This window comes from Actinomyces oris, from assembly GCF_001937665.1.
Lineage (GTDB): Bacteria > Actinomycetota > Actinomycetes > Actinomycetales > Actinomycetaceae > Actinomyces > Actinomyces stomatis.
In genome coordinates this window covers 70,321-84,359 of the sequence record NZ_MSKL01000005.1, presented here as the reverse complement: position 1 = coordinate 84,359, position 14,039 = coordinate 70,321, and the positions used below count along the sequence as shown (strand labels likewise).

The window sequence follows — 14,039 nt, the reverse complement described above, 5'->3', positions numbered from 1 at the left end:
GGACATGAGCGACGAGAGCAGGCAGACCACGGTTGATGCTGCCCTGACCGACGACGGCTCCAACCTGGTCCTGACCCGGGAGCTGGCCCGGGTCCTGGGCGAGCCCCACGCCGGCGCGGACGGGCGCCACAACGATGAGCCCTCGCCGTTCCATGACGGCGACCCGGTGGGAACCGTCGGCGCGGTGTGCGCTGTCAAAGGGCTGCGGCCCGATGCCGGCCCGGCAGGCGTCTCGGCGATCCACAAGGGCGCCGTCGATGGGCCGGTCGAGGTCGTCCGGACCGGGATCGTCTCCGACAAGCACGGGGATCGCGCCCACCACGGGGGCCGTGACAAGGCCCTCTACGTCATGAGCGCCGCCGAGCAGCGCCACTGGTCGCAGGTCCTGGGTGGTATCGAGCCGGGGCGGCTGGGGGAGAACCTCCTCATCGAGGGCGATATCGACGACGTGGAGATCGGCGCGATCCTGTCCATCGGCGACCCGAGCAACGGAGGACTGCGGGTCAGGGTGACCGGTGTGCGCAACCCGTGCGCCACCTTCGCCCGTGGTGTGGGCCGTGCGGACTGGGTGGAGGTCTTCTCGGCGCGCAACCGGGTGGGCGTCTACCTGGCGGTCCTCGACGAAGGGTCGGTGCAGGCCGGCGACGAGGTGCGTGTGGTCTCCTCCCCGGGCCACCGGGTCACCTGCCGGCGCTGGTTCGCCCACCACGATCCGCGCGATGCCCAGGGGCTGCTCAACTCCGAGATCTTCGGCAACTGCGTCATCGCCCCCTTCACCAAGAAGTACGTGCGCGCCGCCGCCCACGAGCAGGTCGGCTGACGGCGCCGCTCAGCGCCTGACGGCATCAGGCAGACGGTTTCGAGACCTGACAGAAGTAAAGGACGCAAGGCTCCGCATGGCTCAGCACCACCCGCCCCGCTCCCACGCCATCCACTCCAGGGTGCGCTCCTTCTCGCGCGCCGGCGGCAGGCTGCGCCCCGTCCAGGCCGAGGCCCTGGTCGCGCTGGGCCCCCGCTACGTGGTCGATGTGCCTCGTGCCGACGCCGTACGCACCGTGTCCCCGAGCTTCCGCCTGGAGCCGGAGAAGCTCTTCGGGCATGTGGGTCAGGTGAGGCCGCTGATCGTCGAGGTCGGTTCGGGCAGTGGTGAGGCGCTGCTGGCCCACGCCGCCGCCCACCCCGGGGCGGACTACCTGGCGGTGGAGGTCTGGGAGACCGCGATCGCCCGGCTGGTGACCTCGATCCACCGCCAGGGCCTGCACAACGTGCGTGTCGTTCCCGCTGACGCCTCCCAGCTGCTGGCCACCGCCCTGCCGGTGTCCTGCGCCAGCGAGGTGTGGGTGTTCTTCCCCGACCCCTGGCGCAAGCCCCGGCACCGCAAGCGCCGCCTGGTGACCACCGCCTTCGCCGACTCGGTGGCGCGGGTGCTGCGTCCCGGCGGGGTGTGGCGCCTGGCCACCGACTGGGCGGACTACGCCTGGCAGATGCGCGACGTCATCGAGGATGTGGCGGCGCTGCCCACCGGGCTGCGGCAGGATGCGACCCTGCCCTACTTCCGGCACGACGACGCCGGCGCCCGTCCTGACCTGGGGGCCGAGACCGCCGAGGAGGACAGTCTGGGCAACGGCCTGGACCCGGGATCCCCGGCGGGGGTGCGCGGTGGCTGGTCGCCCCGTTACGAGGGGCGGGTCATGACCCGCTTCGAGCAGCGGGGCCTGGATGCGGGGCGCACGATCCGGGACCTGACCGCAGTGCGCACCGAGGTGGCCTGGATCCCCGAGCGGGGCGCCTCCATGCTGGATCGTCTCGAGGCCGAGGGGCAGGCCTGGAACCGTCTGGAGTCCCAGCCCTGGCGGCTGCGTGAGGGGCGCGGTGACGGCTTGCTGCACCCGGCGGACCGGCCGTGACTGAGACCTCCAGGCTGCCCCGCCGCGCCTGGCTCATGGTCATCGTCGCCGGCTTCCTCGGGTTCTGCGCAGTCCTGCGGGCACCGGTGGGCGTCATCCCGCCCCTGCTGACGCGCCTGGGGCAGGACCTGGGCATGGGGGAGGTGGCCCGCGGCGCACTGACCTCCGTGCCGATCCTGTGCTTCGGGCTGCTCACCCCGCTGGCCTCGACGGTGGTGCGTCGTGTCGGCATCAACACCGCGGGCCTGCTCACCCTGGGAATGGCTCTGGCCGGGGCACTGCTGCGCTCGGCCGGCACCACCTGGGCTGCCTTCGCCGGAACCGTCATCATCGGGGCGGGGCTGACGGTGGGCAACCTGGTGGCGCCCATGGTCATCGGCCGCGACTTCTGGCACCGCACGTCGCTCATGACAGGCCTGTACTCTTCCACCTGCAACGTCATCGTCACCGCGGCCACCGCCCTGGCCGTGCCGCTGGCCCTCGTCATCGGCTGGCAGGGCTCGGCCGCTGCCTGGACCGCGATCCCGGTGCTGCTGGCCGGCGTCCTGTGGCTGTGGGTCTTCCCGCCCGGCAGCCAGACGCCCAGGCGGAGCCTGCGGGAGCGATCGGGGATGACCTCCTGGGTGACGGAGCGCTCCCTGGCCCGTCCGTCGTCGTCGACCGGCGCCGCCGTCTGGAAACGCCCCCTGACCTGGGTGATGGCCGTGGCCTTCGCCGCCCAGACCTTTTCCTACTACGCGATCTCGGGGTGGCTGCCCACGGCCCTGGTCGACGAGCTCGCCATGAGCGAGTCCGGCGCCGGTGTCGCCGCCTCCGTCTTCTCCCTGCTGGGAATCGTGGGGCCCCTGCTGGTCCCGGTGATGTTCGAGACGCTGGGGTGGCCGGCCAGCAGGGTCCTCGGCGTCATCTGCGCCTGCTGGCTGATGCTGCCGATCTGCCTGACGGTGGCCCCCGGCTACTGGCTGGTTCCCTGCATGTTCTCGGGCATCGCGCACGGCGCCTTCTTCGCCGCCCTGTTCACCCTGGTCATCCGCCGATCGGAGTCGGTCGATGAGAACCGCCGGACCACCGCGGTCATTCAGACGACCGGCTACTGCCTGGCCGCCGCCGGCCCGGTGGTGATGGGCTGGGTCCATGAGCACAGCGGCGGATGGGTGGCCCCTTTCGCCATGGTGGTGGGAGTGCTGGTGCTCATGACCGTGTGCGCCCAGATCGCGGCCCGCGCGGGCGACTCCGGCAGGCCCGAGCCGGCCATTCCCGCCGGCGTCCTGGAGGGCGACGACGAGCGGGCCGAGGCTCAAGGCGGTGCCGAGTGAGCCCGGCCCAGCCGGTGGGTGACCCCCTGCCGGGAATGGGGGAGCTGCCGCCACAGGCGGCCGTTCCTGCTCCAGGCGGGGGCGATCGCCCGTTCTCGGTGTACCTGCACGTGCCCTACTGCCGGGTGCGTTGCGGCTACTGCGACTTCAACACCTACACGAACCTGACCATGGGGCAGGGGGCCTCGGCCGAGGACTTCGTAGGGACTCTCGCCGGCGAGCTGCGTGCCGCCCGCCGCGCCATGGACGGCGTGGGCTTGCCGGTGCGTTCAGCCCGGACCGTCTTCGTGGGTGGAGGAACCCCCACCATGTTGCCCGCCTCCGACCTGGTGAGCATGCTGGAGCTGGTGCGCGAGTGCTTCGGGCTCGCCGCCAACGCGGAGGTGACCACGGAGGCCAACCCGGACTCCGTGGACGAGGCGGACCTGGTGGCCCTGGCCGAAGGCGGTTTCACCCGGGTCTCCTTCGGCATGCAGTCGGCGGTGCCCCACGTGCTGAAGGTTCTGGAGCGCACCCACGAGCCCGCCCGGGTGCCCCACGTGGTGGAGTGGGCACGGTGGGCGGGTCTGAGCACCTCCCTGGACCTCATCTACGGGGCGCCGGGGGAGTCCCTGGAGGACTGGCAGCGCTCCCTGGACGCGGTGACCCGGATCGGCCCGGACCACGTGAGCGCTTACGCCCTGGTCATCGAGGAGGGCACCAGGATGTGGGGACAGGTCAGCCGCGGAGAGCTGCCGATGCCCGAGGATGACGACGAGGCCACCAAGTACGAGATGGCCGACGCCGCCCTGCGCCAAGCCGGCTACGAGTGGTACGAGATCTCCAACTGGGCGCGCCCCGGTGCCGAGTGCCGCCACAACCAGGCCTACTGGCTCGACTGGGACTGGTGGGGTGCCGGGCCCGGGGCCCACTCCCACCTGGGGGACGTGCGCCTGTGGAACACCAAGCACCCGGTCGCCTGGGCGGGGCAGATCGCCACCGGCCATCTGCCCGTGGCCGGGCATGAGATCATCGACGCCGACTCCCGCGAGCTGGAGCGGATCATGCTGGGCATCCGTCTGCGTGAGGGCCTCGAGCTGGCCGGTCTCGGGGATCGGCCGGGCGGTCCGTCAGTAAACCGGCCTGATGCTGTCGGAGCCACTCCTCCTCACCTGGTACCCGTCGTGGCCGGTCTCGTAGCCGATGGACTGCTTGACGCCGGCGCGGCCCTGAGAGGCCGGGCAGTCCTCACTCTGCGAGGCCGCCTCATGGCCGACACCGTCACCCGCGCCCTCACCCAGTGAGCCTGTAGAGCGTCGACTTCTATCTGCAAGTCGTTGACGCCATCCTGTGCTACTCGCCGTCCGACAGCATGTACTCCTGAATTGCCTGGAACAGCTCAGATGGCAGCTCCACGTGGCCGAAGCGTAGCTTTGGAGCTACTTCGCTCCAGCCCGGTAAGGTGCGCAGGATATCGAGCGGCACCTCTCGTATCGGCTCCTGCCACTCAATGTCACGTCGGTACGGAACAAAACCGGGAAACATCTCGTACTGGTAGACCACGTCCCCAGTGACCACTCCGCAGGCAGTGATCGCCTGATAGGGCCGGCGTGACCTGAACTCCTGCTTCGGTGAGTAGTAGAGGATGTAATCGCCTCGCCGCATACGTTGAAGCGGCGCCTTCTTGCCATGGCACAGCTGGCAGAACCCGTCAGCCACGCCCAGAGCCACATGGTCCTTGGAAGCAACGCCAAGCCAGTATCTCAATGTGCTGTCCTTCCTTCTCGTCGTGTCGGGCTCAACCTGTACGCCGGTGAGGAGCCGGCTCGGCTGCCGGGGCTCAACCGCCCACTCACCGGCATGATCGGCTCGGCTCACGACTCCTTCTCGTGAACGGTGACGGCATAGCCGTACGGGTCGGCAAACGTGAAGGTCAGACCGAAGGGGCTAGGGCTGGGATCGGTCAGGATGATGGTTCCTGATGCCTTGAGCGAATTGTGCAGCTCCTGAACCGCGTCGCAGTGCAGCCAGAGTGCTATGCCGAGACCGGGACGAGGGGTTTCGGAGAGGTCTACACCGGGGAGGGGCTCTCGAACCGCGAAGGGGATCGGCGTCGTGGTGAAGAGGACGGCGCCAGGAGGTGAGGCCGGGGCGCGACGTAGTCCCAGGGCGTTCTCGTAGAACTCAGCGGAACGCTCGAGGTCGCTCACCTGCAGTGCGATGAAGTCGGGGCCGGTGACGGTCACAGTGGTCTCCTCTCAGACAATGTATGTCAGGTTTCTGACATATCGAGAGTATGTCAGAATACTGTCATGAGTCAAGATGACCCCAGGAACCTCCTCGGCTATCAGCTCAAGCACGTTCAGGCTGCGCTTCGAACTCGCATGGATGAGGCACTCCGCCCCCTGGGACTGAGTGCTCCGCAATACCTCTGCCTCGAGCTGCTCAGCCGCACTCCGGGAGCCTCGACCTCCGACCTCGCCAGGGAGGCCTTCGTGACCCGCCAGACCATGAGCACGCTCCTGCGCGCCCTGGTGGATCGAGGTCTGGCTCAGCGTGCAGCCCAGGCGCCTTCCGGTCGTGCGCTGCCTCTGGAGCTCACCCCCAAGGGGCGGAGCCTCCTCAAGGAGGCGTCGAGGGTGGTGGTGGAGATTGAGCGGGTCATGATTTCGCCGCTCAGTGAGTCCCGGTTGCGCGCAGTGCAAGAGGCACTGTCGGCCTGCATCGCCGCGCTTGAGAAGTGATGCCAGCGTCGAAAGGATGGGACCAAGGGCCGGGGCACTGGGTGAATGAGGCCATCGCGTTGGGATGAGTCGGTCAAGACCGACCTCCCTCGGAGCGCCTCCAGGAGAGTTTCAGGGGTTAATGAAATCCTGGTTGAATGACTACTCCACAGTATCCAGGTTACCCAGACGACGGATCTCAACCCGGTGGCGTCCCGGGCTACGGAGCACAGCCCGGCTATGGGGCCGGCCCCGACGCTCATCAGCAACCCGGCTACGGACCTCAAGCCGGTGCCGTTCCAAACTACGGGCCTCAGGCTGGGGCGGCACAGGGCTACGGCCCCCAGTCCACCATGGGCGGCGGAGCCGGTATGCCGTACTACCCTGCAGGTGCGATGGGAGGGGCGCCGCTGAGCGTCGGTGACGGCATGTCATGGGCGTGGTCCAAGTTCAAGGAGAATGCGCTCATTCTCATTGTGGGGATGGGTCTGTGGACTGTACTTTCCAACTTCACTATTGAGGCACACTATAATATCAACGGAGAGGAGTATGGTTTCGGCTTGGTGGGTCCCTCTGGAACCTACATCGCCTTCGCTATTGGCCTCTTCGCTAGTATCGTGACCACTCACATGGCGCTCAAGGTGGCAACCGGGCGGCCCCTGACCTGGAGCGACCTGTTCACTTTCCCGAACTTCGGTGCGAGCCTTCTCGCGGCTTTTCTCACCGGGATCGCCACGTCCGTGGGCTCCCTCCTGTGTGTTGTTCCGGGCGTCATCGCGGCCTTCCTCTTCCACTACGCGGTTTACTTCACCGTGGACAAGGGGATGGACGGCATTGCCGGAATGAAGGCGTCCTGGGCCACCCTGTCCAGCCATGTCGGAGAGCTCATCCCCTTCGCCCTGACCGGAGCTGGCCTTTATCTTGTTGGCGTACTTACTGTGTTCGGCTGGCTTGTGACGGTCCCGCTGGTGATGTTGCTCTCCGCCTACTCCTACGTGCGCATCCAGGGATACGACGTCGTTCGCTGACCTCATCTCCCGAGTCTTCTTCGCGCCCCGCTCGTCTCAGACGGCGGGGCGCGGACTCGTTGCGAGCCGGAGGGCGCATCCGCTCGGCTAGAGTGAGGCCGACGTCGATCAACGCCGTCGTCGTCGAGAACGATCCTGCCCATCCCAAGGACTTCCGTGCCTCTGAGCCCCACCGCTCCCGACCCGCATGACGCGGAAGAGCGCCCCGCCCTCATCCTGGCCAATCTCGGCACGCCGTCGGCCCCCACGCCCAGAGCCGTTCGGTCCTTCCTGCGGGAGTTCCTCTCCGACCGCCGGATCGTTGAGACGCACCCCCTCCTGTGGCGCCCCGTCCTGGAAGGCATCATCCTGCGGGTACGCCCTCGCGCATCGGCGGCGAAGTACGCCACCATCTGGCGCCCCGGCGAGGAGACCAGCCGCTCCGGCTCCCCGCTCATGCACTACAGCGAGCGCCAGGGCGAGCTGCTCCAGGACGAGCTCGGTGAATCGGTCCAGGTCCGTATCGCCATGCGCTACGGGCAGCCGGCTCTGCGGCATGTCATGGGTGAGCTCATGGAGGCCGGCTGCCGCCGGATCGCCCTCATCCCGCTCTACCCGCAGTACGCAGCCTCCTCGGCCGGCACCGTCGTCGATGAGGCCGCCCGCTTCATCCTGTCCTCCCGCAACCAGCCCGAGCTGCGCACCGTCCGCTCCTTCGAGACGGCGCCCGCCTACATCGAGGCCCTCGCCACCGCCCTGGAGCAGCACTGGCAGGTCCACGGCCGCCCCGACCCGGCAGCCGGCGAGCGCCTCCTACTGTCCTTCCACTCCATCCCCCGGGCCATGCACGACGCCGGAGACCCCTACTGTTCCCAGTGCGAGCGCACCGCCCAGCTCCTCTCCCGGCGGCTCGACCTGCCCGAAGGGCTCGCCCAGCTCACCTTCCAGTCCGTCTTCGGGCCCGCCGCCTGGATCGGACCGGCCACCATTGACACGGTCGGCGAGCTCGGCCGTGCCGGCTGCCCCCGCCTCGACGTCATCTGCCCCGGCTTCGTCTCCGACTGCCTGGAGACTCTTGAGGAGATCAACCAGCTCAACCGCGAGACCTTCACCACTGCCGGGGGCGGCACCTTCCACTACATCCCCTGGGGCAACGACTCCGACGGCGCCATCGCCACCTTGGCTGAGCAGGCCCGAAACGTGCTGGCCGGCTGGATCTGAGTCGGCCTCCCTCTCTGCGGCGTCGGCCCGGAAGATCGGTCTCAGCACGAGAGACCACAGGCCCTCACCGGGGAAACTGATGCCCGGGAAGGTATGGTGACGCGAACAGTCCCGATCCTGTGAGGAAGTTGCCGTGCATCTTGAATGGTGGTCCGTCCTGCCCTTTGCGGGCATGCTCGCCTGCATCGCCGTCCTGCCCCTGATCCCGGCCACGGCCCACTGGTGGGAGAAGCACTCCAGCCAGCTGATCGTCGCCGTGGGCCTGGGCGTGCCGGTGGCCACCTGGATGTGGGCCGCCCTCGGGTGGACGTCCGTCTTCGCCGCCGTGGTGGAGTACTTCCAGTTCATCTGTCTGCTGCTGGCCCTGTTCGTCGTCTCCGGAGGCATCTTCCTCAAGGGTGACATCCGCGCCACGCCTCGCAACAACACGATCTTCCTGGCCGTCGGTGGAACCATCGCCTCCTTCGTGGGCACCACCGGCGCCGCCATGCTCCTCATCCGGCCCCTGCTGGCCACCAACAAGGAGCGCCGCTACCGGGTGCACACGGTGCTGTACACGATCTTTATCGTGGCCAACTGCGGCGGGCTCCTCACGCCCCTGGGCGACCCGCCCCTGTTCCTGGGCTTCCTGCGCGGGGTGCCCTTCACCTGGACCTTCAACCTCCTGCGCGAGTACCTCTTCGTCAACGTCATGCTGCTGGTGAGCTACTACGCCTTGGACTCCTATTACTACTCCCAGGAACCTGCCAAGGCCGTGCACGACGACGACACCGAGATCGAGCCCCTCGGCCTGAAGGGCTCGCTCAACTTCGTCTTCTTCGCCGTCATCATCGCCGCCGTCGCCTTCGCCCCCTCCGTTGACGTCCACGCCATCGAGGAGGGCCACGCCGCCCTGGGCGACTGGATCCCCGTGCGTGAGTTCATCATGCTCGCCTCCGCGGCCGGGTCCTACTTCCTGGGCAGCCGAGAGGTCCGCTTCAAGGACAACCAGTTCACCTGGGGACCCATCGCCGAGGTGGCCATCCTGTTCATCGGCATCTTCCTCACCATGATCCCGGCCCTGCACTACCTCGACGAGGTCGCCGGCTCACTGCCGCTCAACGAGGTCACCTTCTTCATCTTCACCGGCGGGCTGTCCTCCGTCCTGGACAACGCCCCCACCTACGCCACCTTCTTCGAGATGGCCGGCAAGGTTGCTCACCCCGGTGGCGCCGACGTGGCCGGGGTCCCCGAGCTCTACCTCGTGTCCATCTCGCTGGGGGCCGTCCTGTGCGGTGCCATTACCTACATCGGCAACGGCCCGAACTTCATGGTCAAGTCCGTCGCCGAGTCCGACGGCGTCGAGATGCCCAGCTTCGGCGGTTACGTGGGGCGGGCCATGAAGCATCTGGTGCCGGTCATCGCCGCCATGGTCCTGCTGTTCATCGCCCCGGGTGTCCTGTGGAAGGTCCTGGGCGCTGTACTCACCGTGGGGCTCCTGGGACGCGACGCCCTCCTAGTGTCCCAGTCCCGTCGTCTGGCCCTGGCCCACCAGGCCGAGGGCGCGGACAACTGAGCCGGCTGTCTGACTCTGCCGGTCCACCAGCTGCATCCGCCCTCGCAAGGGCGGGTTCCCTCCCGGAATGCGTATGCGTAGCCTGAGCGCGTGCAGCTGGGACACGTCATCTACAAGGTCAAGGACCTCCCTCGGGCAGTCGCCGACTTCGAGGCCAGGGGCTTCGCCGTCGAGTACGGCACAGTGAAGCGTCCCTACAACGCGCTCATCTACTTCTCTTCCGGCCCCTACCTGGAGCTCCTGGCCCGCACAGGCATGCCGCCGCTCCTGGGGCGCCTGCTCGCGCTCGGCCCGCACGGAGGCGCGGCTCGCCGCTTCCTGTCCTGGGATCGAGGCCCCGAGGGGCTGTGCGGCCTGTGCCTCGAGGGCGATGCCTCCGAGCTGGAGGAGGGGGCAACCCTGCTGAGCGGCAAGGGCCTGCGCCTCAAGCCCAAGCGCGTGGACCCCCACGGGCGGGAGCTGCGCTACGAGGTCTTCTTCCCCGACGACGTCGACCTGCCGTTCCTCATGAGCCACTTCAGCACTGAACCCAGACCCCAGGACTTCACCCACCCCAACGGGATCGGCTCCATCGCCCACGTCACCTACCCGATGCCCGAGCGCAAGCGGGGTACCGCCCTCAGGCTGAGCGATGACGATCGGCTCGAGCTCGTGGAACCCGGGCAGGCCATGACGGTGACCTTCGACGACGGCGGTGTCCTGTGAGACTCCCCGTGAGGGCACTGCGTTGAGGACCGTGGCTCCTCGGCGACTCTTCGGTGACTCCTCAGCGCGTGCCCGGGGCGGTGACGAAGTCGATGAGCTCCTCCATACGACCCAGCAGGCTCGGCTCGAGGTCCTTGTAGGAACGCACCGTCGCCAGGATGCGCTGCCAGCCCCGGGCGACGTCGGCCTGGGTGTCATGCGGCCAGCCCAGGGCCTCCAGAGTGCCGTGCTTGATGTCGGTGCCCCGCGGGATGTCCGGCCATCGCTCCAGACCCACCCGGGCCGGTTTGACCGCCTGCCACACGTCCACGTACGGGTGCCCCAGGACCAGCACGTTCTCCCCGCCGGGCATCTCGGTCACCCGCTGGGCGATCCTCGACTCCTTGGAACCGGTCACCAGGTGGTCCACGAGGACGCCGGCCCTCCGCTCAGGTCCGGGGCCGAAGTCGGCCATGACCTCCTCGAGGTTGTCAACGCCGTCGAGCATGAGGACGACGACGCCCTCGTGGCGCAGGTCGTCACCCCAGACCTTCTCCACCAGCTCGGCGTCGTGCTTTCCCTCCACCCAGATGCGGGAGGCACGTGCCACCTTGGCCCGTTCGCCCTCAACCGCGTAGGAGCCCGAGGCCGTCAGCCGTCTCCCGGCGGCGCTCACCGGGCCGGTGGGGGTGCGTCTGCGCGCCACAGGCGGATCCAGGATCACCGGGCGGCCCTCGATCCAGAACCCGGGCCCCAGGGCGAAGCCGCGGCGCACACCGTGACGGTCCTCCAGGACCACGACGTGCTGACCGCCCGACTTCTCCACCGCCACCGCGGCGCCGACGAACCCGGTCTGCCGGTCCTCAACCACCAGTCCAGGCTTCACCGGCACGTGCACCGACTCCGGGCGCACGGCGCCGGGCCCCGTGCGGTGCGGATTCACCGACAGGACGTCCCCGCCGTAGCGGTCGCTCGACGACGGCCTGCGGGCGGCGGGTTGCTTCACAGCCGCCCCGCCGCGCGAGCGCGAACCGGCCGAGGCGCCCTGCGCCTGCTGCTTCTGCTCCGCCTCGGCGCGAGCCCTCAGGGCGGCTCGGCGGGCGGCGGTCGATCCGGGAACGGGGGAGCGGTACGGGGCAGGCGTGTTCACCCTCGGCACGGTAGGGGAAACTCACGGTCCGCCAGCGGTGGACCCGCCGGACCACGGCGTAGGATGGCACTCACGTGGGGTGAGTGCTAATCGCTTGCCGCACCCCACCGGTGTGCGGGCGGCCTGCCGCCTGACGCCGGCACTGATCGCGTCTCGGCACTGACGAGGGGAGGAGGACCCGTGGCCAACGACCGACGTCTCAAAGTCCTGTCCGCCATCGTCACCGACTACGTGCGTACGCGCGAGCCCGTGGGGTCCAAGGCCCTCGTGGAGCGCTACCGGCTGGGCGTGTCCCCGGCCACCATCCGCAACGACATGGCGGCCCTGGAGGACGAGGGCTACATCCACCAGCCGCACACCTCGGCCGGGCGCGTGCCCACCCAGAAGGGGTACCGCCTCTTCGTCGACGAGGTCGCCCGCATCAAGCCCCTCTCGGCGCCCGAGCGGGCCGCCATCACCGCGCTCCTATCCGGAGCGGTCGACCTGGAGCAGGTCGTGGCCCGCACCGTGAGGGCACTGGCCCAGCTGACCGGCCAGCTCGCAGTCGTCGAGTACCCGAGCCTGCGGTACGCGGCCCTCCAGCACCTCGAGCTCGTGGCACTGGGGCCGGAGCGCGTCCTGCTGGTCATCATCACCGACACCGGACGTGTCGACCAGCGCACTGTGACCCTTAGGTCCAGGGGCGCCGTGAACTCCCACCATGACGGGGGCTTCGACATCGCCGACGTCGTCGATCCCCTCGTTCTGGAGCGCCTGCGCACCCGGCTCAACGGTGCTCTCACGGGCCGCCGCGCCGCCGACGTCGTCCCGATCCTGGCCGCCCTGGCCGAGCAGGCGCCCGCCGACGAGCGGTTCCTGCTCGATGCCGTCTCCGACGAGCTCGTCGCCGCACTGCGCCCCGACGCGGAGGAGCGGCTCGTCGTCGCCGGGACCGCGAACCTGGCCCGCTCCACCCCCGACTTCTCCTCCCTGGGGCCTCTCCTGGACGCCGTCGAGGAGCAGGTGGTGCTGCTGCGCCTGTTCACCGCCGCAGACGACGCCCAGGCCGGCGAGAACCGGATGCGCGTGAGCATCGGCTCGGAGAACAACGACGATGCCCTGGCCGAGGCCTCCGTTGTCACCACCACCTACGGGCCGGGCACCGGTGAAGCCGTCGCCCACCTCGGGGTCATCGGCCCCACCCGGATGGACTACCCGGCCACCATGACCGCCGTACGGGCCGTGGCCCGCTACCTGTCCCGGTTCCTGTCCCCACCGGAGACGTGAGAACCGGCCTGCCCGACCCGCCCCACAGCGGCCCGGTCGAGCACACCACCCAGACATCCACCGCAGAAGTTGTAGCCGTAAAGGAAGAACGCAGTGAGCAACTACTACGAGGTCCTCGGCGTCAGCCGCGACGCCAGCCCCGAGGAGATCAAGAGGGCCTACCGAAAGAAGGCCCGCCAGCTGCACCCTGACGTCGCCGGCCCCGGCCATGAGGACGAGTTCAAGGAGGTCTCCTCCGCCTACGAGGTCCTCTCCGACGCCGACAAGCGCCAGATGTACGACCTGGGTGGCGAGGACGCCGTGCGAGGCGGCGGATTCGGCGGCGGGTTCGCCGGCGCCGACTTCGGTGACCTGGGCGGCATCTTCCAGTCCTTCTTCGGTGGGGGAGCGGCCAGCCGCGGGCCGGCCTCCCGGGCCCGACGCGGTCAGGACGCCCTCGTGGCCGTGGACGTGGAGCTCTCCGACGTCGCCTTCGGGGCGACCCGGTCGGTCCCCATCGACACCTACGTCACCTGCACCGCCTGTGACGGATCGTGCTGCGCCCCGGGCACCGAGCCGGTCACCTGCTCCCAGTGCAACGGGGTCGGCAACGTCCAGCGCATGACCCGCACCCTGCTGGGGCAGGTGATGACCTCCTCACCCTGCCCGGGCTGCCAGGGCTACGGCACCGTCATCGTCACCCCCTGCAAGGACTGCTCGGGTGAGGGGCGCACCCGCGTGCGCCAGGACCTGGAGGTCTCCATCCCCGCCGGGGTGTCCACCGGGACCCGTATCCGCATGTCGGGGCGCGGCGAGGCCGGCCCGGCCGGCGGCCCCAACGGCGATCTCTACCTGGAGATCCACGAGAAGCCGCACGAGTTCCTCGAGCGTGACGGCGACGACCTCTACACCGAGCTGCGCGTTCCCATGACCGCGGCCGCTCTGGGCGCCGTCTTCCCGCTGCAGACACTCGACGGCGAGCAGAACGTCACTGTCAAGGCCGGCAGCCAGCCCGGTGACGAGGTCGTCCTGGACGGCCTGGGCGTGGGGCGCCTGCGCCGCAAGGGCCGCGGGGACCTGCATGTGTCCATCATCGTGGAGACCCCCACGCGCCTGGACGACCGCCAGCGTGAGCTGCTGGTCGAGCTGGCCCGCCTGCGTGGGGAGGACGACGTCGAGCCCGTGCGCGACTCCAGCGTCATGGGCAAGCTCAAGGAGCGCTTCTCCGGGCGCTGAGCGCTACCGGGGCGCG

The 14,039-nt window shown here is 69.1% G+C and carries 14 protein-coding genes; 11 read left to right on the top strand and 3 right to left on the bottom strand.

What is annotated here, in order from left to right; translation table 11 throughout:
- Nucleotides 1-4 precede the first annotated feature (4 nt).
- The 4 genes from BKH28_RS01705 (at nt 5) to hemW (ending at nt 4,506) form a co-directional block, all read left to right on the top strand.
- On the top strand, nt 5-820 hold the full coding sequence (locus BKH28_RS01705) for an MOSC domain-containing protein (RefSeq protein WP_075417210.1): 816 nt from the start codon (nt 5-7) through the stop codon (nt 818-820).
- Nucleotides 821-896: 76 nt separating this feature from the next.
- Nucleotides 897-1,907 (top strand): tRNA (guanosine(46)-N7)-methyltransferase TrmB, encoded by a 1,011-nt coding sequence (gene trmB, locus BKH28_RS01700; protein WP_075417209.1) that lies wholly within the window; start codon nt 897-899, stop codon nt 1,905-1,907.
- 35 nt (nt 1,908-1,942) lie between these two features.
- Entirely contained in the window at nt 1,943-3,223 is a 1,281-nt protein-coding gene (locus tag BKH28_RS01695) for a CynX/NimT family MFS transporter (protein WP_430515696.1), read from the top strand.
- A 35-nt stretch (nt 3,224-3,258) separates the two neighbouring features.
- Nucleotides 3,259-4,506 (top strand): radical SAM family heme chaperone HemW, encoded by a 1,248-nt coding sequence (gene hemW / locus BKH28_RS01690; protein WP_075417207.1) that lies wholly within the window; start codon nt 3,259-3,261, stop codon nt 4,504-4,506.
- Nucleotides 4,507-4,555: 49 nt separating this feature from the next.
- On the opposite strand, the gene BKH28_RS01685 is transcribed toward hemW, so the two are convergent.
- Nucleotides 4,556-5,080, bottom strand: a complete 525-nt coding sequence (locus tag BKH28_RS01685) for an EVE domain-containing protein (RefSeq protein ID WP_218638019.1) — start codon at nt 5,078-5,080, stop codon at nt 4,556-4,558.
- On the bottom strand, nt 5,077-5,448 hold the full coding sequence (locus tag BKH28_RS01680) for a VOC family protein (RefSeq protein ID WP_075417206.1): 372 nt from the start codon (nt 5,446-5,448) through the stop codon (nt 5,077-5,079). The genes BKH28_RS01685 and BKH28_RS01680 overlap by 4 nt, the downstream gene beginning before the upstream one ends.
- Before the next feature lie 66 nt (nt 5,449-5,514).
- On the opposite strand from BKH28_RS01680, the gene BKH28_RS01675 reads away from it, so the two are divergent.
- From BKH28_RS01675 to BKH28_RS01655, 5 genes are all read left to right on the top strand, one after another.
- Nucleotides 5,515-5,946, top strand: a complete 432-nt coding sequence (locus BKH28_RS01675; protein ID WP_075417205.1) for a MarR family winged helix-turn-helix transcriptional regulator — start codon at nt 5,515-5,517, stop codon at nt 5,944-5,946.
- Nucleotides 5,947-6,296: 350 nt separating this feature from the next.
- Nucleotides 6,297-6,953, top strand: coding sequence for a hypothetical protein (locus BKH28_RS01670; RefSeq protein ID WP_256695425.1), 657 nt, complete (start codon nt 6,297-6,299; stop codon nt 6,951-6,953).
- A gap of 156 nt (nt 6,954-7,109) precedes the next feature.
- Nucleotides 7,110-8,153, top strand: a complete 1,044-nt coding sequence (gene hemH / locus BKH28_RS01665; RefSeq protein ID WP_075417204.1) for a ferrochelatase — start codon at nt 7,110-7,112, stop codon at nt 8,151-8,153.
- Nucleotides 8,154-8,286: 133 nt separating this feature from the next.
- On the top strand, nt 8,287-9,708 hold the full coding sequence (locus BKH28_RS01660; RefSeq protein WP_075417203.1) for a sodium:proton antiporter: 1,422 nt from the start codon (nt 8,287-8,289) through the stop codon (nt 9,706-9,708).
- Between the two features lie 90 nt (nt 9,709-9,798).
- On the top strand, nt 9,799-10,413 hold the full coding sequence (locus BKH28_RS01655) for a VOC family protein (RefSeq protein ID WP_075417202.1): 615 nt from the start codon (nt 9,799-9,801) through the stop codon (nt 10,411-10,413).
- A gap of 61 nt (nt 10,414-10,474) precedes the next feature.
- On the opposite strand, the gene BKH28_RS01650 is transcribed toward BKH28_RS01655, so the two are convergent.
- Nucleotides 10,475-11,551, bottom strand: a complete 1,077-nt coding sequence (locus tag BKH28_RS01650) for a DUF3097 domain-containing protein (protein ID WP_075417201.1) — start codon at nt 11,549-11,551, stop codon at nt 10,475-10,477.
- A 171-nt stretch (nt 11,552-11,722) separates the two neighbouring features.
- On the opposite strand from BKH28_RS01650, the gene hrcA reads away from it, so the two are divergent.
- Together hrcA and dnaJ are read left to right on the top strand one after the other, a co-directional pair.
- Complete coding sequence (hrcA, locus tag BKH28_RS01645) at nt 11,723-12,808, top strand: heat-inducible transcriptional repressor HrcA (protein ID WP_075417200.1); 1,086 nt, start codon at nt 11,723-11,725, stop codon at nt 12,806-12,808.
- Nucleotides 12,809-12,901: 93 nt separating this feature from the next.
- Complete coding sequence (gene dnaJ / locus BKH28_RS01640; RefSeq protein WP_075417199.1) at nt 12,902-14,023, top strand: molecular chaperone DnaJ; 1,122 nt, start codon at nt 12,902-12,904, stop codon at nt 14,021-14,023.
- Nucleotides 14,024-14,039: the final 16 nt, after the last annotated feature.

Coding starts and splice junctions, on each gene's coding strand:
- BKH28_RS01705 (WP_075417210.1), top strand. CDS start 5: ATGAGCGACGAGAGCAGGCAGACCACGGTTGATGCTGCCCTGACCGAC.
- trmB (WP_075417209.1), top strand. CDS start 897: ATGGCTCAGCACCACCCGCCCCGCTCCCACGCCATCCACTCCAGGGTG.
- BKH28_RS01695 (WP_430515696.1), top strand. CDS start 1,943: ATGGTCATCGTCGCCGGCTTCCTCGGGTTCTGCGCAGTCCTGCGGGCA.
- hemW (WP_075417207.1), top strand. CDS start 3,259: ATGGGGGAGCTGCCGCCACAGGCGGCCGTTCCTGCTCCAGGCGGGGGC.
- BKH28_RS01675 (WP_075417205.1), top strand. CDS start 5,515: ATGAGTCAAGATGACCCCAGGAACCTCCTCGGCTATCAGCTCAAGCAC.
- BKH28_RS01670 (WP_256695425.1), top strand. CDS start 6,297: ATGCCGTACTACCCTGCAGGTGCGATGGGAGGGGCGCCGCTGAGCGTC.